Origin of the sequence: Sphingopyxis sp. H053 (genome assembly GCF_001468225.1) — a bacterium.
Lineage (GTDB): Bacteria > Pseudomonadota > Alphaproteobacteria > Sphingomonadales > Sphingomonadaceae > Sphingopyxis.
Genome location: NZ_LNRU01000008.1, coordinates 18051 through 39242 on the forward strand (window position 1 = coordinate 18051; position 21192 = coordinate 39242).

Below are 21192 nucleotides of genomic sequence, written 5' to 3' on the forward strand. Positions count from 1 at the left end.
GATGAGCGACAAGCCCAAGGCGAACACGCCGAAACCCGAACCGGAAACGGTAACGCAGCCTGCCGAAGCGGCGGACGCCGCGCCTCCCTCCGATCCGCAGATCGACGCGCCGCCATCCTCCTGGCGGCCGCCCGACAAGACGCGCACGACGGTGATTGTCATCATCGCCGCCGCGGTGCTGGCGATCCTCGCCATCCTCTACGCCTGGGACCTGCCGCCTTTCGCCGGCGCCTCGGAAGAGACCGACAATGCCTATGTACGCGGGCGCGTGACGATCATCAGCCCGCAGGTCAGCGGCTATGTCACGCGCGTGCCCGTGCAGGATTTCGCCGAGGTCAAGGCGGGCCAGATCCTCGCGACGATCGACGACCGCATCTATCGCGCGCGCGTCGCGCAGGCCGAAGCCAATGTCGCGGCGCAGCAGGCCGCGCTCGCCAATTCGGCGCAGGCGCAGCGCTCGCGCGAGGTCGCTACCGACAGCCAGAATGCCGGGATCGCCAACGCGCAGGCGCAATTGACCAAAGCCGACGCCGACATGCGCCGCGCCCGCGCGCTCGTCGCCGACGGGTCGATCTCGACGCGCGAGTTCGACCAGACGCGCGCGGCGCTGCTCGCGGCGCAGGCGGCGCTACAACAGGCGCGCGCCAGCCGCGCGATCGGGACGCAGGACGTCCGCACCGTCGTCGTCGGGCGCGCCGGGCTCGAAGCCGCGGTCGAATCGGCGAAAGCACAGCTTCGTCTCGCGCAGATCGATCTCGACAACACGATCATTCGAGCGCCCGCCGACGGCCAGCTCTCCGAAATCGGCGTGCGCGTCGGCGCTTATGTCACCGCGGGCACGCAATTGCTCTCGGTCGTCCCGCACCATGTCTGGGTGATAGCGAACTTCAAGGAAGCGCAGACCGGCTATATGGCGATCGGCCAGCGCGCGCGGTTCAGCGTCGATGCGCTGGGCGGCACCGAACTGACCGGGCGGATCGAGAATCTGTCGCCGGCGGCGGGGTCCGAATTCGCCGTGCTGAAGGCCGACAACGCCACGGGCAATTTCGTCAAGGTCGCGCAGCGCATCGCGGTGCGGATCAGGATCGACGAGAAACAACCGCTGGCGGCGCGGCTGCGGCCCGGCATGTCGGTTGAGGTCCGGATCGACACACGCGGCGGATCGAAGCGATGAAGGCTCTGCGGCTCGCGGTGATGGCCGGGCTGGCGGCGGCGCTCGCCGCTTGCGCCGGGCCGAACGCCGCGACGACCGGCGTGGCGCCCGTCACGCCGCCGCTGGCATGGCGAACCGATGCCAATCCCGCCGCGCCGTTGCCGCGCGACTGGTGGCGCTCGTTCGGCGATCCGACGCTCGCCGCGCTGGTCGACAAGGCGCTGGCCAATAATAGCGACATCGGCGTCGCGGCGGCGCGCGTGCGCGAAGCGCGCGCCAATTTCGCGCTCGCGCGGGCACAGACGCTGCCGACGATCGATGCGGCGATCAGCGGCGGGCGGTCGCGCTCGGTCAGTCCGTTCGGCCAGCCGTCCGAACAGAATTTCGCGCAGCCGCAGATCCAGGTCGCTTATGAAGTCGATCTGTTCGGCCGCCTCGCCGACCAGAAATCGGCGGCGCGCGATAGCTGGTTCGCGAGCGAAGCGGCACGCGATGCGGTGCAGCTGTCGATCGCCGCCGCGGTGGCAAGTAGCTATGTCACGCTGCGCAGCCTCGATGCGCGGCTGGAGGTAGCGCGCGAGACGGTGCGCGCGCGGTCGGAATCGCTGCGGATTGCGAAATCGCGCGTCGGACGGGGCTATTCGCCCAAGCTCGAGCTTCAGCAGGCGCAAGCCGAATATGACGCGACGGCGCAGATCGTCCCGCAGATCGAGCTCGCCATCGCGCGAACCGAGGACGGCCTCAGCCTGCTGGTCGGCGACACACCCCGCGCGATCGAGCGCGGCTCGGCGCTCGACCGGCTCGCGGTGCCCGCGGTTCCCGACGGCCTGCCGTCCGAACTGCTGCGCCGCCGTCCCGACGTCGCGCAGGCCGAATATCAACTCGCGGCGTCGGACAAGAATCTCGCCGCGGCGCGCAAGCGCTTCCTGCCGCAGGTCCGGCTGACCTCGGCAGCGGGCGCGGCCTTTTCGACGCTGATCGGCGACCCGATTTCGATCTGGTCGGTCGGCGGCAGCATCCTTGCCCCGATCTTTCAGGGCGGCAGGCTGACCGCGCAGACCGAAGCCGCGGGCGCGCAGCGCGATCAGGCAGCGTTCGTCTATCGCCGCACCGCGCTGACCGCATTTCGCGAAGTCGAGGATGCGCTCGCCGCGGTCAGCCGGATCGACGCTCAGATCGCGTTCGCGCAGTCGCAGCGCGATGCGCTGGCCGAGGGGCTGCGGCTCGCGACCAATCGCTATCGCGAAGGCTATTCGCCCTATCTGGAACAGCTCGACGCCCAGCGTGGCCTGCTCGGTGCCGAACTGTCGCTGATCCAGCTCCGCGCCGACGCGCTCGCCGCGCGCATCCAGCTGTTTCAGGCGATGGGTGGCGGTTGGACGAACTGCAGGGCGTCCGAATCGCCCTGCACGCCGGCGCCTTGACGCCTCGTCTCGTTTGAATCGAAACGGCCGCTAACGCGCGCGCGCCGCGCGCGGTGTTGCTGCGCCCCGCCGCTCGCCCGAACGGGCCAGCCAGCGAAATGGATCATTAAGATCCGAAAAGATGCCGGTTGAAGAATCCGGATTTTTGAAACATGGCTTTTGGCGCAAAAACGCGCTGATTCATAGGACTATCGACCCAAGTCGTTCGACTTTTCCATGACATATTTTCTATTATTGAAAATTATGTCTTGATTGGGGTTGATTTTTCAAAAAAATCCGACTTTATAGAAAATCGCAAACCCGAGGATCGCAGGAGCCTCGCGGTAAAAAACATAAGCGAGCACCGGACAGCGAAATTGCCGTCCACAGGCGAAGGGGATAATTATGAAGTTCGTTCAATCCGGCTTGTATGCGGGCACCGCCCTGTCGATGCTGGTCAGCCTGAACCCGGCCTATGCGCAGTCCGCCGACACCGCGACCGACGTGGTTTCAAACGAGGAAATCGTGGTCAGCGGATCGCGCATTCAACGCGAAGGCTTCGATGCACCGACCCCGACGACGGTGATCGGCGAGGCTGAGCTGGCGCTGGGCAACCGCCCGAGCATCGCGCAGGTGCTGAACGACACCCCCCAGTTCCGCGCAACTTCGACGCCGTCGACGACGCCCGGCAACACGAGCAGCGGCGTCTCGACCGCCGACATGCGCGGCCTCGGGTCGGTCCGCACCCTCACCCTGCTCAACGGGCACCGCTTTGCCGGCGCCAACGATCTCAACATCGTGCCGCAAAGCCTGGTCAAGCGGATCGACGTCGTCACCGGCGGCGCATCGGCGGCCTGGGGCTCAGGCGCGGTCGCGGGCGTCGTCAACATCATCCTCGACGATGATTTCACCGGCTGGCGCATGGGCGTCCAGAGCGGCATCTCGTCGCGCGGCGACGCGGCGCGTTATGGCGCCGACATTGCGTGGGGCACCGATTTCGCGGGCGGGCGCGGCCATTTCATGGTCGCGGGCGAATATATGAACGAACGCGGCGCGCTCAGCCGCGACGACCGCCCCAATCTGGAAGCCGGGCTGTTCCAGCGCGCCGACAACAAGCTCGAACTCGTGCGCGATCCCAATTCGACCCAGCTTTACAACGGCGGCTCGATCCTCGGCCTCACCGGCGCGCCCCGCAATCTGGTGTTCAATCCCGACGGCAATATCGGCGCCTTCCCGCTCGGCAGCGTGACGAACGGCGTCACGACGATCGGCGGCGGCGGCCAGAACATCTTCGACTATGTCGCGGTCAGCACGCCCTATGAGCGCGTCAACCTCTTCGCCCGCGCCAGCTATGACCTCACCGACTCGCTGAAGGTCTGGGCCAATTTCAGCTATCACCGCATGTCGGCGGACTATAGCTTCTTCCCCGAAACGCCCGCCGTGGTCATCATGCCCGACAACGCCTTTCTGACGCAGGCGAACCGCAACCAGCTCGCCGCCGCCGGCGTCGCGGGTCCGTTCCTCCTCGGCCGCGTCATGGACGATGTCGGCGCCGACGGGGTGATGAAGTTCAAATACAGCCGCCGCAATCTCGAAGGGGCGATCGGGCTCGACGGGAGCTTCGGCGACGGCTGGAAATATGACGCCTATTATAATCATGGCGAAATCCGGCTCAATCAGCAGCTCAACAACCAGCGGATCAAGTCGCGCTTCAACAATGGCGTCGATTCGGTCCTGGTGAACGGCACCCCGACGTGCCGCATCAACGCCGACGCCTCGACGACCAACAACGACCCCAATTGCGTGCCGATCAACCTGTTCGGCAACGGCAGCATTTCGGACGCGGCGGCGGCGTGGGCGTTCGGCGGTTCGCAGCTGATCTATACGATCAAGCTCGACGCGGCGGGCGCCAGCGTTTCGGGTCAGCCCTTCTCGACCTGGGCCGGCCCCGTCGACATCGCGTTCGGCACCGACGTCCGCTGGGAAAAGCAGGTCACCAACTTTGTCGACCCGCTGTCGCTCGCCAATGCGCTCGGTACGCTGAATTCGTCGGCGACCAACGGCAGCTTCAACGTCAAGGAAGCCTTCGCCGAAGTGAACGTGCCGCTGCTCGACATCACCGACACGCTGAAGCTCGAAGTCAACGGCGCCGCGCGCTATTCCGACTATAGCACCAGCGGCGGGATCTGGTCGTGGAAGACCGGTGGCACCCTGCGTGTCGTCAATGACCTGCTGCTCCGCGCCGTCTATTCGCGCGACATCCGCTCGCCCAGCATCACCGAATATTTCCTCAACCGTTCGACCAACATCGGCACCGTCTTTGATCCGTTCCAGGGTCAGAACGGCACGGTGCAGAACAATGTGGTCGTCTATGGGGGCGGTAACGCCAATCTGACGCCCGAAATTTCGCATACGCTGACGCTCGGCGGATCCTACTCCCCGTCCTTTGCGTCCGGCCTCCGCCTGTCGGTCGATTATTACGATATCGACATCGACAATGTGATCACGACGGTCACCGCGAACGATCTGCTCAAGCAGTGCTTCGCCACCGCTCCGACCGATCCGACCTGCAATGGCATCATCGTCCGCGAAGCCAACGGCACCATCGGATCGATCACGAACGGGTATCGCAACCTCGCCAATTACCGCACGCAGGGTCTCGACATCGAGGCGTCGTACCGCATGCCGCTGGGCGACGGGAACCTGTCGTTCCGCGCGCTGGCCAACCATGTCTTCAACCTGAAGATCAACGGCGCGGACGTGTCGGGTTACGTCGGCGGCGACACCGCCTTTTCGACCCCCAAATGGCGCGGCACGGGCACGATCGCCTTCGACAACGACAGCTTCGGCGCCAATCTTCGCATCCGCTACGTCGACGGCGGCCTCGACCGCCCCCTGACGGTCGTGAACGGGGTCGCCGTGCCTATCGTGAACAACAAGGTGGGCAGCCGCACCTACATCGATGTGGGCGCCCAGTTCAAAGCGGGACCGTTCACGCTGTTCGGCAACGTCAACAACCTGTTCGACCGCGATCCGCCGATCACGCCGTACACCAGTCCCAATTTCGACGTGATCGGCCGCTATATTTCGGGGGGCGTGAAGCTGAGCTTCTAACCCTTCTCAACAGCTAGTCCCGGGGCGGCGGTATCGACGATACCGCCGCCCTTTTTTTGCCGCTTGACCGAAGGAATGGTAGACCTCCGCTTTGGGTGGAAAGCTGCCATCAGTTTGTGACATGAGGATGCATGATTGATCCGACACTGGCGGCCGCCGTCAAAGCCATCGCTTCGTTGAAAGGCGAGTTCCGTCTTCGCTCCGGTCAAATTTCCGAAACATATTTCGACAAATATCGTTTTGAAGCTGATCCGGCCCTGCTGCGGCGAGTTGCGGCAGAGATGATCCCATTACTGCCCAAGGACACCGAGGTTCTTGCGGGGTTAGAGCTTGGGGGCATACCGATCGCTACGGCAATCTCCCTGGCGACAGATTTGCCCGCGGCCTTCGTGAGGAAGGAGGCCAAGGAATATGGCACTTGTTTGGCTGTCGAAGGGGGCGGTGTCGAAGGCAAACGCGTCGTTCTCATCGAAGATGTCATAACGACGGGAGGTGCCGTGGCAGACGCTGCACGGCTTGTCGAAGATGCTGGCGCGGAAGTCATTGGCGTCGTGTGCGCAATATGGCGCGGAAATGGGTTGCCGCAGATCGCGGCCCTGCCAGAGTTACCGGTGTTTGCCGCTATGACCAAGGACGACCTGCTCTCCTGAACGACAGCAATCGATCGTTTCTGCCGTTCGAGAGCGCAACGTCGCGGATGGCCGATATGGGATGGGGAGGTGGCAGCGCGAGGCGCCGACGGAGAGACCCCGCAGGGCCCCTCCGTCTTCAGGGAGAGCGTCAGTAATTCACCGTCATCGCGATCAGGCCAAAGGTCCATGCGACATACAGCGGCATGATCGTCGCGAAGAGCAGGAGCAGCGCCCAGAGGGTGCGGAACCGGCCGCGCTTTTCCTTACGGACGATGCGGAGATTCCATGCCGCGAGCAGGGCGCCGCCGACCAGCACGATCAGTCCGGCTATCTGGAGAAACCACAGCCACGGATCATAAGAGGGCAAGGCCTTCAGCTTCGACATGCTGATCACCCATGCCGCGACCAGCGCGAGCACCAGCCCCGCGCCGACGCGAACGCCGCGATAGACTCGCAGCGACCGGCGATCGAGCGTAAGCGGCGCCTTGTAATGGCGGCGGATCAGCGCAGCGATCGGCCACTGGAGCAAGGTGATCAGCAGGACGCCGAGGCTGAGATACATCGCGGGCATGATCCACGCCGCCGATTTCGATGCTGGCGCCCGGTCGAACACCATGAAGGGCGAGATGCCGTCGATGCTCCAGCGCACGACCTTGCCGCCCACCACCTGCGCGGCGAGCCGGCCGTGGCCGTCGGCATTGTGCCAGACGAAGGGCGCTGTCTCGACCCATTTCGCTGGCTTTCCGTTAAGGTCGCGCGCCGCGGGGACGATGAGTTCGCCCTTGGGACCGACGCTAATCTTCACCTGTCCGAAGAGCGAGGCGATCGCGTAGAAATTCGTTTCGGCGCGGCGGCTGTTGAGCCAGTTGCCCGCGAGCATCCTGGCATGTTCGGCCGAGGTTTTCGCATCGACGCGCGTCGCAGGCATTTCGTTGCCCGGAAGATAGCGATCGGCGAAATCCTCGAACAGCGCACGGCGCACCGGACCGACCGACGCCTGCTCGCCCGTCGCGTTGAACGACATATAGAGGCCGACATTCTCGTTGGTGAAGAGGTGGAGCGCGGTGTGGAACAGCTGCGTATCGCCGAGGTGCGCGATCACTTGGCGGCCGTTGATGTTGGTTTCGAAGAAGCCGAGTTCCATGCGATTGAGCGGCGGCAGGATCGTGAGCGGCGTGTCGTGCATCATCCGCGCGGTTTCGGGCTTCATCAGCCCCGCGCCCTGGTTCAGATGCGCGATCATGAATTTCGCCATGTCGGCGCCGGTCGAGGAGAGGCCGCCCGCGGGCGACGGACCGACGATCTCGAACTTCGACGGCCCCGCCGAAAGCTGGCGATATCCCGTCGCCATCCACGGCGCGAACGCCTTGGGCAGCGGCTGGCGGAAAGTCGACTGCGCCATGCCGAGCGGTTGGAAAATCCGCTGCTCGACATAGTCGTCGAACGACATTTTCGTCACGCGCTCGACGATATAGCCCGCGAGCGCGGTGCCATAATTCGAATAGGAGGGCGTGGTTCCGGGCGCATAGATGCGGTTCGGAATGCCGCCCTTTACAAGATCGCCGAGCGGGATCTGGAACTTCTTGTCCTCGAACATGGTCAGCTTGCCATGTTCCTCGAAGCCCGCGGTGTGCGTCATCAGCTGGCGCATCGTCGCGGGCTTGCCGTCCTTCAGCGGGATCTTGAAATCGAGGTAGGTGTTGACGTCCTTGTCGAGGTCGATCTTGCCCGCCTCGACCTGCTGCATCACCGCGGTCCAGGTAAACAACTTCGACACCGAACCGGGGCGGAACAGGGTGCGGGCGGGATCGACCGGGGTGCGCTTGGCGGCGTCGGCATAGCCGAACCCACGCTGCGTAAGCACCTGCCCGTCCTTGACGACGACGATCACCGCGCCCGCAAGGTCGCCGCGCTTGAGCGCAAAGGGCACGAAGCCGTCGAGCCAGCTGTCGACGTCCTGCTTGGTCAGCGTTGCCGATGGCGCGAGCGGGGTCGTGACCGGCGTCGCCGTCTTTTGTGCCTCGGCCGCCGGTTTGGGCGCGAGCGCCGGTGCCAGCGGCGTTGCGGGCTTCGTCGCCGCGGTGCCGAGCATCATGGCGAGCGGCAGCAGCGCAAACAGCTTGATCGAGCGCATCTTCATTCCCCTGCCGCCCGCACGACGACGCCGCGCGCCATGACGAAGCCCATCGTTTCGAGGCTGCGCACATCGGTTAGCGGATCGCCCTTCACCGCGACAATATCAGCCGACTTGCCCGCGGCGAGCGTGCCGATTTCGGTTTCGAGCCCGGCATGCGTTGCCGCCCATACCGTTGCAGATTTGATCGTCTCCAGCGGGGTCAGCCCCGCCTTCACCATCAGTGCAAATTCGCGGGCGTTCTCGCCATGCTTCGACACGGCGCTGTCGGTCCCGAACGCGATGCGAACGCCGCCCTGATGCGCGCGGCGCAGCGCGTCGACCATCAGCGGGCCGACGGTGCGCGCCTTGGCGCGAACTGCTGCTGGCATCCAATCGGCGGTTTCGGCTTGCCGCGCGACGGTGTCGCCGGCGAGCAGGGTGGGAACCAGATAGCTTCCCTTTGCCTTGAACAGCCGGATCGATTCCGCGTCCAGATAAGTCCCATGCTCGACCGAATCGACGCCGGCGCGCAGCGCGGCATTGACCCCGTCGGTGCCGTGCGCATGCGCCGCCACCTTGCGCCCGAGGCGGTGCGCGGTGTCGACGATCGCGACGAGTTCGGCGTCGCTCATCTGCTGGCCGAGCCCCGCCGCGGTGTTCGACATCACGCCACCGGTCGAGGCGGTCTTGATGACATCGGCGCCCTGTTGCACCGCCAAGCGTACCGCGCGTGCGCAGTCGTCGGCGCCCGAACAGAGCGTCGGCGCGCGGAACAGGTCGATGATCTCCTGGCGATAGCCGTGGATGTCGCCATGCCCGCCGTGCGCCGCGACGCCGCCCGCGGCGATGATCCGCGGCCCGACGACCTTGCCCGTCGCGGTCGCGTCGCGCAGCGCGTTGATCGCCTGCGGATCGGAACCGAGGTCGACCACCGTCGTGAAGCCGGCGCGCACGGTGCGCTTGGCGAAGACGACGCCGTCGAATGCCTGATCGACCGTCGACTTGGTCACCGCGTCGAGGCGGCTCGTCGGGCTCGATTCAAAGGTCAGGTGGACATGGCTGTCGATAAAGCCCGGCATGACGAACTGGTCGCGAAGGTCGACGACATTGCCCTCGCCGGCGAAACCGTCGCGGATTTCGGCGATCTTTCCGGCGGTGACGACAATCGTCTTGTTCGTTTCGACACGGCCGCTCGCGGGATCGGCGAGCAGGCGGCCGGCGTGGATGTATGTCGTCGCCGGTTCTTGTGCGGCGGCGGGCTGGATCAGCGCGACCAGCGCCAAGCCTGCGAATATTGCTTTTTTCACCCTGTCTCTCCCTGTCCCGTTATCGCTCTCAGCTGACTTCGCGGCCCCAGATCGCCTCGCCGCACCATGCATCGCCGTCGGTATATTCGATTGACGGCTTGCGATCGTCCGCGAGGAAGATCGGGCCGTCGAGGTCGACGATGTCGCAGAGCTGCCCGACGATGAACGCCGGCGCCATCGCGAGGCTGGAGCCGACCATATTGCCAACCATCACGCCGAGCCCGAGTTCGCGGGCGCGCCGTGCAATGGCGAGGCCCTCGGTCAGCCCGCCGCATTTATCGAGCTTGATGTTCACGACGTCGAAGCGGCCGACCAGCCCCTCGACATCGGCCAGTGTCAGCGCGCTTTCGTCGGCGGCAATGGGGATCGGACACTGGTAGCCGTCGAGGTCGGCTTCGCGGCCGCGCGCCAGCGGCTGTTCTAGCAATTTGACGTCGGCGGCGACCAGCGCCGCGACGAGCGCGTCGAGATCGCCGATCGCAAAGCCCTGATTGGCATCGACGCCGATCCAGCATTCGGGCCGCGCCGCGCGCACCGCCTGCACCCGCGCGATATCGACCTGAAGGTCGCCGGTGAGCTTGAGCTTGAGCGCGCGCGCTTGCGCGTAATAACGTGCGCCCTCGGCCATCACGTCGGGATCGTCGGCGCCGAGCGTGAAGGTGGTGCGGAGCGGGCGCGGTTCACCGAGACCGGCGAGTTCCCATACCGAGACTCCGCTGCGCCGGGCTTCAAGCTCCCACAGCGCACAATCGAGCGCGTTGCGCGCGCCGCCCGCGGGGAGCAGCGTCTGCAACTGGTCGCGCGTCACCCCGGCCTCGATTGCGCCGCGCACGCCTTCGATGGCGGCCGCCATCGCGGGCACATCGTCGCCGAGATAATAGACCCCCGACGCTTCGCCGCGCCCGCTGTGCTCGCCGTCCGAAAGCGTTACGAGGACCACGGGGGTGTCGGTGAAGACATGCCCCGAGATGCGGAACGGCTTGGCCAGCGGGAGCGATTCAATCGCGAGGTCGAGCGAGAGAGGGGTAAGCGTCGTCATCGAAATTGTCCTTCGGTCGGTTCAGGGCGCAGGGGCGGCGGGCGCGAGCGCCGCCGCGATCTGCGAGAGATATTTGTTCCAGTCGAATGCATGCCCCTCGGGCGTCCAGCCGAGGCGGACGATCACCGCGTCCTGCGACGGGATCGCGGCGACGATCTGGAAGCTATGCCCGCGCGCCATCACGGTATCTTCGGGCAGGTCGGCGTAGAGCTTCCGGCGCTCGCCGTCGGTTTCGGCATGGTTCAGCCAGAGCTGCGCGCCATAGACGGGACGCGGCGCGGCCTTGGTCGGCGTGACCGCAAAATCGAGCCATTCCTTCGAGAGCAGTTGCTTGCCCCCGGCCCTGCCCTTGTTGAGATGGAGGAGCCCATAGCGCGCCCAGTCGCGTGCGGTGGCGTAGGCGTAGGAGCTGCCGACCTGCACCCCCGCTTCGTCGGGTTCGATCAGCGCGCTCGTCATGCCAGTGGGTTCAAACAACCGCTTTTGCGCAAAGCGCGTCATGCCTTCGAGCGTGCCGCCGGTCGCGCGGAATACGATGCGCGACAATATGTTGGTGGTGCCCGACGAATAGCTCCAGGTCGTGCCGGGCGCATCCTTCAGCGGCTTTGCCGCCGCCATCGCGCCCATGTCGCCCGCCTCAAACAGCATCTTGATCGAGTCATTGCCGGGAACATAGCTTTCGCTGAAGGTCAGCCCGCTCGACATGGTGAGCAGCTGGCGCAGCGTGATTTTCGCGCGCGGATCGCCCGCGCCTTGCCATTCGGGGACGGGCGCGGGTTCGTCGAGTTTGAGGGTGCCATCATCGACCAGCAGGCCCACCAGCGTTCCCATGATGCTCTTCGACGCCGACCAGCCGAGCAGTTCAGTGTTCCGATCGAACCCCGGCGCATAGCGTTCGGCAACGATCGCCCCGCCCTGCACGACGACGATCGCGCGCGTGTCGGGATAACCGCCCTTATTCTGTTCGTCGAAGGCGGCGCTCACTGCTTTGTCGAGTGCGGCGCGGTCGAGCCTGGCTTCGGCGGCCGCCGCAAGCTTGGGCACCGGGGCGTCGCCGATCGGCCAAGGCTTCGCGGCATTCCCTCGTGTCGGCTTGAGCTTCGCCGCCTGTGCGTCAAGCACAGCGTTCGAGACATTGCCCGTCAGCAGCGTGCATCCGGCGACCGGGCGGTACAGCGCGGTGCGCGTGGCGGCGCCGGGCGCCGATGCGGTGACGGTCCGCGCCTTGCGGTCGACCGCCAGCGTCACCGCCGTCATGAACGGCGCGAACGCGTGGATGTCGTCGCGCAGGACATCAGCCTCGGCGCGCTCCGCCACGAAGATGCTGGCGCACGCAATCTGCGCCGACACCGCAGTGCCGAGGTCTTCCGGCTTCGAAATTGCCGGAGCCGCGGCAAAGACCGGAGCCGAAACGGCGAGCGCAAGACCGGTGAAGCAAAGGCTCGAAACTTTCCGCGCCATATCCTCAGACGCCGCAGCTATGCCGCAGCACCGCGCCGGCCTTGGCGCCGGTGTGCTTGCCGTTCGCGATCGTGACGACGCCGTTGACGATCACCGTCTCGATCCCCGTCGGCGACGCGGTGGGCTTTTCCCAGCTCGCGACATCGTCGAGCTTGTCGAGATCGAACACCACGATATCGGCGCGCATCCCGTCGCGGATCAGCCCGCGGTCGGTGAGGCCCATGCGCTGTGCCGGCCAGCCGGTCATCTTGCGCACCGCATCCTCGAGCGACAACACCGGACGGCGCTTCACATATTCGGCGATGATGCGCGGGAAGGTGCCGTAAGCACGCGGGTGCGGCAGGCCGAGCGCGTCCATCTCGCCCGCCTTTTCGGACGCCGCGGCGTCGCTGCCGATGCTGACCCACGGCTGCTTGATCGCGGTCTCGATGTCTTGCTCGCTCATCATGAAATAGAGCGCGACAGAGCGGTTCGGCAGGCCTTCGAGCAATATGTCCCACGCCACGTCGGCCGGGTCGCGATTGAGAGCCTTGCCGATCTCGGCGAGGCTCTTGCCGTGGTAGGGCCGGTATTTGTCGCTGAAGCCGTTGGCGAGCCGCACATTGGCGAAGCCGCCCGACGCGTGGACGAGGTTCGACCAGCCGGGCATCGATCCCGCGGCGACTTCCTTCTTCATCCGTTCGCGCACCTTGGGATCGCGGAGCCGCTCGATCCCCTTCTGGACCCCGTCGGCCCACACCCAGCTCGGCGCGATGATCTCGAGCCCCGTACCGCCCGCGGTATAGGGATAGAGGTCCGCCGCGACATCGACGCCGCGCGCGCGCGCGGCGTTGATCGTCGCCACCGCCTGCGGCATCAGCTTGCCCCAGCCGGGGGCGTAGGCGGCCTTCAGGTGGAAGATCTCGACCTTCACGCCGCCCTTTTCGCCGATCTCGATCGCTTCCTCGATCGCCTTGACCAGCCCTTCGCTCTCGTCGCGCATGTGCGTGGCGTAGAAACCGTCGCACTGCGCCGCGACCTTCGCCAAGGTGACGAGATCCGACGTGGTCTGGAAGCTGCTCGGCGGATAGATCAGCGCGCTGGTGATGCCGAATGCGCCATTGTCCATCGCGATCTTGACCTCGCGGCCCATCGCCTCGAGCTGCGCCGGCGTCGGCTGCCCGGCACCGTCACCCATCACCTTCACGCGCGCCTGCGTCGCCGAATAATAGGTGCCATAGTTGACCGAAATGCCCTGTTGTTCGAGCGTCTTGAAATGCGCCGGAATCTCGGCGGCCTCGGCAGGCGGGCCGCCTTCGCCGGCGATGACGGTGGTCACGCCCATCAGCAGCTTGTTCTCGGCGGCGCCATTCTTGACGAGCACGCGCCCCGACTGGTCCATCATGTCGATGAAGCCCGGCGAGACGTAGCGGCCCTTCGCGTCGATTTCCTTGGTGCCGCGCCCCGCAACGCGGCCGATGCGCACGACGCGGCCGTCCTTGACCGCAACATCGGCGCTGACCCACGGGCTGCCCGCGCCGTCGAGCACGCGGCCGCCGCGGATCACGATGTCATATTCGGGCGCCGGGGTGTTCGCGGCGAGCAGCAGCGGCAGCATCGACATGGCACCCAAGAGGATCTTACGCTTCATCATTCATCTCCCTGTCGCCAGCCGGGGGACTGACGGTTTTGCTTTCATTTCTTTGCGGTCGCCTGCGCATCGGCGCGCACTTCGTCCACGACCTCGCGGACCGCGGCGATCACGACTTCGGGGCGGTCGACCTGGATATAGTGGGTCGCGTCGGGCACGATCTGCTGGCGGCCGCGCGTCGAAAAGGCCGCCTGCTCGGTGTGGAGCCTCTTCCATTCCTGCTTGAAGCGGTCGCCCTCTTCGGCCTTCAGGCCGAGCCCTTTCAGCTGCTCGGGCTTCATCGGCGCCATCGCCGTCAGCACGATCAGCGGCCGGTTTCCGAAGCTGTGAACCGCGCGCGCCTGATCCATCGTGCGATCGAAGCCGTCGAGTTCGGATGCCGACCCCCGTATCGACGTGCTGGCATAGGCGGCCGCTTTGACCAGCGCGTCGCCGAGCCTCTTGGTTTCGGCCGGCGTGCGAAGCTGCGGCTTGTCGCCAAGCGAGATGACGAAGCGGACGATGCCGGTCCACGCCAGCGCCTTGGCCGTGTGGATCAGCGTCGACGCGCGTTTCGGGTGAACGTCGATGCTTACGACTTTCCCGAGCCGCGCGATCTGGTCGGGGTGCGACGGATCGACCATCACCAGCCCGGCAACCTGTTCGCCATATTTGCCGACATAGGCCCGTGTGTAGGGACCGCCGATTGAGTGGCCGACGAGCACAAGCGGGTCAGATATTCCCGCGCCCTTCAGGAGCTTTTGCAGGTCCTCGGTCACAGCCGCGGCGTCCTGCGGCGTATCCTTGGCGTCGCTCCACATGATGCCCGCGCGGTCATAGGCGCAGGTGCGGGTAAACCCGGAAATCTCGTCATGGACCAGCGTCCAGTCGGTCGACCCGCCCGTACCGAGCCCCGATTCCAGAATGACCGTCGGCGATCCGGTGCCGCGGCAATCGATGTGCATCTTGCGTCCGCCGATATCGACGATCTTGCCAGGGGGCGGATAGTTCGCGGCCGCGTTCTTGCGTCCCAGCGCTTCATAGATCGAACCCACGACGACGAGCAGGACCAACAGTATGAGCAGGCCCAGCAAGATGCGCTTCGTCCAGCGCCGGAACCGCGCCCAGCCAGTTGCTTTTGTCACGTCACATTCCCCTGAACGGCGGGTTGAAGCTCTTGTTTCCGGCTGCGAACCAGCCGGTACAGGCCGACCGTCAGCAGCGGCGCGACATAGACGGCGAGGAACACCCACGACAGAAAACGGTAGCCGCTGGCGATCAGCGTCACGAGCCCGAAACGGTCGGCAAGGAACATGCAGCCGACGAGCAGCGCGCCTGCGATGCCGGCGCGCGCCCGCTTACCGAGCGGCGCATGACCGCGCGACCGGCGCGCCGCATCGACCCGCTCGTTGATCGCGTGCACCGACCCCGCCCCGCTTTCGAGCAGCGCCGCAAAGATCATGAACTGGAACAGCAAGTGGAACAGCGGCATGTCGAGCTGCCGCAGCATGAAATCGGACGGCAAGGTCTCGCCCATGATGCCCGGATAGAAAGCGATCATCGCAACAAAGAAGAGGATCGCGGGCGCCATCGCGAGCGGGCCGGCGATCAGGCCGGCGGTCACCGCGTCGCGCTGGCTGGTCAGGTGGCGGATCACCGGCAGGATCACCACCGCGCCGATGACGTTGTACCCCGTGTAAGTCAGTCCGCCGAGAATCCAGCCGTCAGACGGCGCGGGAATGGCGAAACGTGCCGCAATCTCGTCACCGAAACTGCTCAGCGCAAAGACCATGAACAGCGCGTAGACGCCGTAAAGCAGGAAAGAGACATATTTGAACAGCCCCTCGACCGACGCGTTTCCGAAGGTCACGAACAGCGCGATCGACGCCGCGAGGAACGCGGTTCCGGCGAGCGGCGGCCAGCCGAAGATCGACGCGCCAATCTCGCCCGCCGCGGCACCGAAGACCGCGAGGACCAGCGTCACGAGGAGGACGTAGCCGATCTCGAACAGGATCCACGCCCGGCCGAGTAGACCTTCAAAAAAGCTGCGATAATCGAACGCGCCGATCGCCCGCGCGAACGCGAAGGTGGTTGCGCAGATGATGCTCCAGAGCACCATCGCCAGCAGCATTGCAGCCAACCCGCCCCACGGTCCGCTCGGCAGGAAAAATTCCGCGAGCTCGCGCCCGGTGGCATAACCGCCGCCGATCACCACGGCCTTGAAGGCGAAACCCGGCAGCAGGAAACGCTGGAACCACGAGGATCCAGCCGCGGCTGCCGGGGTGGCCGCTGCGCTCATGCGAGGCAGCTATCCACCAGACGCGCGAAGGCTTCGCCGCCGCGGATCGGGTCGGCAACGGGGAGACCGAGCCGCTCGCTTTCGGCCGCCATCAGCGCGATCGCCTCTTCCTCGCCCAGATGCGACGTGTTGTACGACAGGCCCGCGCAGCGGATCGCCGGATTGGTCCGCGCGCCAAGCCGCAGATTGAGATCGATCGTTTCCTCGATGCTCGGCAAGCGGTAGCCGGGGGAGCCCAAAATCTCTTCGCGGCCGGGCTCGTGACACACGACGATCACGTCGGGCTGGCTTCCATGCAGCAGGCCGAGCGAGACCGCGGCATAGGCGGGGTGAAACAGCGACCCCTGCCCTTCAACGACATCCCAATGATCATCCGCCGCGTCGGGACTCACCGTCTCCGCCGCACCCGCCTCGAAATCCGAGACCACCGCGTCCATCGGAACGCCGCCGCCCGCGATCATGATGCCGGTCTGCCCCGTCGCGCGGAAATCGGCGTCGACGCCGCGCTCGGCAAAGGCGCGAGCGAGGGCCAGCGCCGTATATTTCTTGCCCAGCGCGCAGTCGGTTCCGACGGTGAGCAGGCGCTTGCCGCTCCGCTTGCGCCCCGTGCCGACGGGCAGACCCTTGGGCGGATGGCGCACGTCGATCAGCTGGCGACCGAGACGCTGCGCGCGCGCGGCGAGTTCGGGCATGTCGGCCAGCCGCATGTGCATGCCGCTGACGATATCGAGCCCCGCATCGAGCGCCTCGAAGAGCGCGGGCATCCAGCTTTCGGGAATCACGCCGCCGCTGTTCGCGACGCCGATGAGCAGCGAACGCGCACCGCGCGCCTGCGCCTCTGCGGGTGCAAGCTGCTCCAGCCCCGCACTGACCGTCGCGCCCGGCAGGGCATATTCGCCCACGCATTTCTCGGGCGCCCAGTCGCGAAGACCGAAAGCGGTCTTCGCATAGCCGCGCACCGTCGTGTCCCCGAGGAACAGCAGATAAGGCTGGGGCAATTGCAATGCGCCGGCGGCGATATCGAGGGAAGTTTGAATGTTCACGTCTTTCACCAAAAATCCGAAGCGAGGCAGAATCCGGCGCCGTCGCGGCGCCGATCCTGCATCTGCTCCTGTTGACCTGTTTGAGACATTATTTTCAAATTTTGATAATTGCAATACGATTAGAGAAGTTTCTTTTGTTGGCGGGCCGGCGTGCGGCCCGCCGAACCCCGATCAGAAGCGGGTGCCAAAGCCGATCAGGTGGAAACCGACGCCGATCCACAGGAGAACGACCGCACTGAGCAGCAGCACGAGGCTCCAGAATTTCGCGAACCGGCCGCGTTTGGACGTCCAGACATGCCGGATATTCCAGATCGCGCTCGCGAGCAGGCCGAGGAAAATGACGGGCGTTGCGATCTGGAGCGTCACGAGCGCCCAGTCGAGTTCGCCGCTGAGCGACGAGAAATCGGCGAGCAGGCTGGTCGCGAACCATAGCCACCCGACCATCACCGCGACCGCCAGCGCCGCAAAGCCGCGCGTCAGCCGGTAGCTTTTGAGCGCGCCGGGCGCGAGGTCGGCCTTCACGCCATAGCGGCGACGCGCCAGCGCCGCGGCGGGCCAGGCGATCGCGGTCAGCAGGAGTGCGCCGAGGCTGGCGAGCATCGCGGGTGTGAGCCACGCGCTCGACAGATGCCAGGGCACGCGATCGAACGCGATATAGGGCGACGCCGAATCGACGCTGAAACGCACGACGCGGCCATTCTCCACCTTGGCGGCGAGGCGTAGCTTGCCCCCCTGCTCGCGCCACACGAACGGCGCGATTTCCACCCATTTGCGCGGCTGTCCGCCGATGTCCGGCACGGCGTTCAGCCGGATGCCGCCGTCGCCATCGAGCGAGACCTTCGTCTGCCCGACCAGTTCCATCGCCTTGAGGAAGCTCGATTCGAGCCGCCGCGTCTTGTTGTACGTGCCGACCATCATCCGCGCATGCTCGCGCGCGGTCGCCGCATCGACGCGGCCGTCGCGCTGTTCGAACGGAAAGTAGCGGTCGGCGAAGGCTTCGAACAAATAGCTGCGGATCGGCCCCGACACATTCTGTGTGCCCGCCGCGTTCATCGACATATAGATGCCGACATTTTCCTCCGGGAAGATCCAGAGCTGGCTGTGGAAATTGAGGCTGTCGCCGGCGTGCGAGAGCGCTTTGCGACCGTTGATATTCTGTTCGTAGAAGCCGAGCGCCATGCCGTTAAGCGGCGGGATCAGGCGCAGGATCGTGCCCTGCATCTGCGCCGCGGTCGCGGGCTTCATGAGAGCGCCGCCATCGGCGAGGTGCGCGATCATGAAGCGGCCCATGTCGGCGCCCGATGCGGTCATCGCGCCCGATGGCGTGAGACTGCTGAGCTCGAACCGCCCCGGCTTGCCCGACCCGAGCATATATCCACTCGCCATCAGCGGCCGCAGCGCCGCGGGAAGCGGCTGACGAAAGGTCGATCGCGTCATGCCCGCGGGCGCAAAGATGCGCCGCTCGACATAATTATCGTAGGAAAGCCCCGACACGCGTTCGACAATGTAGCCCGCGAGCGAGGTGCCATAATTCGAATAGGCCGGCGTTGTTCCGGGCGCGTAAATGCGGTGCGGCACCTGCCGTTTCAGCGCGTCGCCGAGCGACGGGATTTTCTTCGGGTCATAGCTGTTGAGCCCGCGCTGCACTTCGTCGAAGCCGCCGGTGTGCGTCATGAGGTTGCGCATCGTGACCGGCTTGCCGCCGAAGGCCGGAATCTTGAAATCGAGATAAGCGTTGATGTCGCGGTCGAGGTCGATCTTACCCTGCTCGACGAGCTGCATCACCGCGGTCCAGGTGATCAGTTTCGACACCGACGCCTGCTTGAAAAGCGTGGTTTCGGGATCGACCGGCCGGCGCGTTCCGACATCGGCATATCCGAAGCCGCGCTGCGTCAGGACCTTGCCGTCCTTGACCACCACCACGACCGCACCCGCCGCATCGCCGCGCTTGAGCGCATAGGGCATATAGCCGTCGAGCCACGCGTCGACGTCGCTCTTCACCATATCGGGAGCGGGGAGCAGGCCACCGCCGCCGCGCGTCTCCGCGACCGGCTTGGCTGCCGTTTGCGCCGCGGCTCCGGTCATCGGTGGCGCCATCAACCCGGCCAGCACCGCCGCAGCCAGCGCTGCGCATGAACCTATGAACCGCATTCATCCTCCCCTTTCCGATTTGGCCGACCCCACGGTCGCGTCACCGAAATTTCACATTTTGAAATATTTTCAATTCTGGATATAGGCATCCTGAATGGAAATTTGTCAATGGGGGACGCGGCGCCGCGCCCGCAGTGCGGGGGCGTGATTTCAAGGTGGAAGAATTTTCTCCGAAGCGGCCGCGAAGGCCGATTACCGGAGGACGCGGTGCTAAACGATTATTCGGCGTCGACGGGATGAAGCGCCGATTTCAGATCGGCGTCAGTTGCCGAGCAGACCGACAGGATACGGCACGGCCCGTCGCCAACCGCGACATAGCCATGCCCCATCGACGCGTCGAAATAGGCCGAATCGCCCGTTTTCAGGTGCGATGGCGCGTACATGTCCGTGTGAAACTCGCATTCGCCTTCCAGAACGAGGACATATTCCTCGCCCGAGTGGCGCATCAGATCGCCGAAATCGTCGATCGACCGCACTTTGATGTCGATGATCATCGGATTGAGCGTCTTGTTGAGCAAATCCGCCGACGGATAGGTGTAGTTATACGTCGCCGTCTTGATCGAAGGCCCCTCGCCGGCGGGGGTGATGCTGCGCCGGCCCGTGGCGGTATGCGTGGCGGCCGGGATCGAGGTCGCCGCGGCGAAGAGCTGCGTGATATCGATTTCGAGCCCCTGGCTCAGCCGCAGCAGCTTTTCGTAGCTGAGCGACATCTTGCCGGTTTCAATCTTTGACAAAGTTGAAACCGGAATGCGCGTGCGTTCGCTCACCTCGGCGAGCGTCCATCCCTTTTCGGTCCGCAGTTCGCGCAGGAATACGCCCGGATTGCCGTCAACGGCGGTCCGCCGGTCGCCGCTGGTCGGAATGGGCTGACGCGTTGCCGGCATCGGTGTCCTTTCAATCGATTTTCTCATCTAGCATATATTTGCGCATTTATCGCATCGATCAAGCCGAACGGCACAATCTGTCGGAACAATCGGCAAAGAAAATTTGCGTATCGGATAGGACCAAGATGATTGCACATACGCCATGGCGCCGCCACTGATGCCCCGATTCGCTGGGATGACAGGATGACAAACAAGCTATCCATTCGCATTTCTCCGGAGTTTACGAGCTTCGTCGGCCGCGGCCCCTGTGACGCCGCGTTCCTGCCGCCCGACGCGCTCATCTTCGGCTTTGGCGATATTGGCGAGCCCGCCGTCTCGATGCTCCTCCCCGGCGATATTGCCGGCCCCGCCGACGATCATCTGGTTGTGTTCGCGATCAGCCGTGCCGCGTGCGACCGGCTGTTCGCGCTCCGCCCCAAGGCGGATGGACGCTGGTATCTCCCCGCCAATCTTCGCGGTCTCGGCCGCGCGGTGGTCGCGGTCGAGGGCGACAGCGAAGTCGACGACATGCTCCGCAGCGCGCGCAGCCAGGAATTGCTCTGCCAGCTTTTCGCTGAGCTCGCCGCCGACCGCATGGTCGAGGTGGGGGGCAGCACGTCGCTGAGCGAGCTCGACATCACCCGCGTCGCCGCCGCGCACCAGCTGGTCAACGAGAAGTGGCAGGAAAAGCTGACAGTCGGCAGCGTCGCGCGGCGCTGCGGCCTCAGCAAGGCCAAGCTGACGCGGGGCTTTCGCGAACTGTATCAATGCAGCGTTGCCGAAGCTGTGAGCGAGCGGCGGCTGCAACGCGCGCGCCAGTTGCTCGCGCAGAGCGACCTCCCCATATCGAGCATCGGCTATAATTGCGGCTATATGAGCAACGCGAGCTTCACGCGCGCCTTCGCGCGCCGCTTTGGCATGGCGCCGACCAAGATGCGCGGGCGCGAAGCCACCGCCTGAGCGGCGCGGCCGTAAAGCGGCATCCCCCGAAGAGGGATAGTA

General features: G+C 65.3%; 15 protein-coding genes. 5 read left to right on the forward strand and 10 right to left on the reverse strand.

Annotated elements, in window-relative coordinates:
• Position 1 precedes the first annotated feature (1 nt).
• The 4 genes from ATE70_RS16535 to pyrE all read left to right on the forward strand — a co-directional run bounded on the left by ATE70_RS16535 (position 2) and on the right by pyrE (position 6320).
• A complete protein-coding gene (locus ATE70_RS16535; RefSeq protein WP_058538956.1) occupies positions 2-1174 on the forward strand; it encodes an HlyD family secretion protein in 1173 nt (390 codons plus the stop codon).
• Positions 1171-2577: an efflux transporter outer membrane subunit gene (locus ATE70_RS16540; protein WP_058538957.1), complete on the forward strand. Its 1407-nt coding sequence runs from the start codon at positions 1171-1173 to the stop codon at positions 2575-2577. The genes ATE70_RS16535 and ATE70_RS16540 overlap by 4 nt, the downstream gene beginning before the upstream one ends.
• A gap of 384 nt (positions 2578-2961) precedes the next feature.
• The gene (locus ATE70_RS16545) at positions 2962-5670 is read left to right on the forward strand and encodes a TonB-dependent receptor plug domain-containing protein (protein WP_058538958.1); all 2709 of its coding nucleotides are present in this window, start codon (positions 2962-2964) and stop codon (positions 5668-5670) included.
• A gap of 131 nt (positions 5671-5801) precedes the next feature.
• On the forward strand, positions 5802-6320 hold the full coding sequence (gene pyrE / locus ATE70_RS16550) for an orotate phosphoribosyltransferase (RefSeq protein ID WP_058538959.1): 519 nt from the start codon (positions 5802-5804) through the stop codon (positions 6318-6320).
• Positions 6321-6450: 130 nt separating this feature from the next.
• On the opposite strand, the gene ATE70_RS16555 is transcribed toward pyrE, so the two are convergent.
• The 10 genes from ATE70_RS16555 to ATE70_RS16600 all read right to left on the reverse strand — a co-directional run bounded on the left by ATE70_RS16555 (position 6451) and on the right by ATE70_RS16600 (position 20211).
• Positions 6451-8442 (reverse strand): serine hydrolase domain-containing protein, encoded by a 1992-nt coding sequence (locus ATE70_RS16555; RefSeq protein ID WP_058538960.1) that lies wholly within the window; start codon positions 8440-8442, stop codon positions 6451-6453.
• A complete protein-coding gene (locus ATE70_RS16560; protein WP_058538961.1) occupies positions 8439-9725 on the reverse strand; it encodes a metal-dependent hydrolase family protein in 1287 nt (428 codons plus the stop codon). Before ATE70_RS16560 ends, ATE70_RS16555 begins: the two co-directional genes overlap by 4 nt.
• Before the next feature lie 28 nt (positions 9726-9753).
• Positions 9754-10764: a dipeptide epimerase gene (locus ATE70_RS16565; RefSeq protein ID WP_058538962.1), complete on the reverse strand. Its 1011-nt coding sequence runs from the start codon at positions 10762-10764 to the stop codon at positions 9754-9756.
• 21 nt (positions 10765-10785) lie between these two features.
• Positions 10786-12225: a serine hydrolase domain-containing protein gene (locus ATE70_RS16570; protein WP_058538963.1), complete on the reverse strand. Its 1440-nt coding sequence runs from the start codon at positions 12223-12225 to the stop codon at positions 10786-10788.
• Positions 12226-12229: 4 nt separating this feature from the next.
• Complete coding sequence (locus ATE70_RS16575; RefSeq protein ID WP_058538964.1) at positions 12230-13855, reverse strand: N-acyl-D-amino-acid deacylase family protein; 1626 nt, start codon at positions 13853-13855, stop codon at positions 12230-12232.
• A 44-nt stretch (positions 13856-13899) separates the two neighbouring features.
• Entirely contained in the window at positions 13900-14979 is a 1080-nt protein-coding gene (locus ATE70_RS16580; protein ID WP_058538965.1) for an alpha/beta fold hydrolase, read from the reverse strand.
• Positions 14976-16133, reverse strand: coding sequence for a YkvI family membrane protein (locus tag ATE70_RS16585; RefSeq protein ID WP_058538966.1), 1158 nt, complete (start codon positions 16131-16133; stop codon positions 14976-14978). Before ATE70_RS16585 ends, ATE70_RS16580 begins: the two co-directional genes overlap by 4 nt.
• Positions 16130-17176 (reverse strand): DUF1611 domain-containing protein, encoded by a 1047-nt coding sequence (locus ATE70_RS16590; protein WP_231732747.1) that lies wholly within the window; start codon positions 17174-17176, stop codon positions 16130-16132. The genes ATE70_RS16585 and ATE70_RS16590 overlap by 4 nt, the downstream gene beginning before the upstream one ends.
• A 171-nt stretch (positions 17177-17347) precedes the next feature.
• Complete coding sequence (locus ATE70_RS16595; RefSeq protein ID WP_082639721.1) at positions 17348-19327, reverse strand: serine hydrolase domain-containing protein; 1980 nt, start codon at positions 19325-19327, stop codon at positions 17348-17350.
• A gap of 218 nt (positions 19328-19545) precedes the next feature.
• Positions 19546-20211 carry a helix-turn-helix domain-containing protein gene (locus ATE70_RS16600; protein ID WP_197411491.1) on the reverse strand — a complete coding sequence of 222 codons (666 nt, stop codon included), beginning with the start codon at positions 20209-20211 and terminating at the stop codon, positions 19546-19548.
• A 183-nt stretch (positions 20212-20394) separates the two neighbouring features.
• On the opposite strand from ATE70_RS16600, the gene ATE70_RS16605 reads away from it, so the two are divergent.
• Positions 20395-21150 carry a helix-turn-helix transcriptional regulator gene (locus ATE70_RS16605; protein WP_058538967.1) on the forward strand — a complete coding sequence of 252 codons (756 nt, stop codon included), beginning with the start codon at positions 20395-20397 and terminating at the stop codon, positions 21148-21150.
• Positions 21151-21192: the final 42 nt, after the last annotated feature.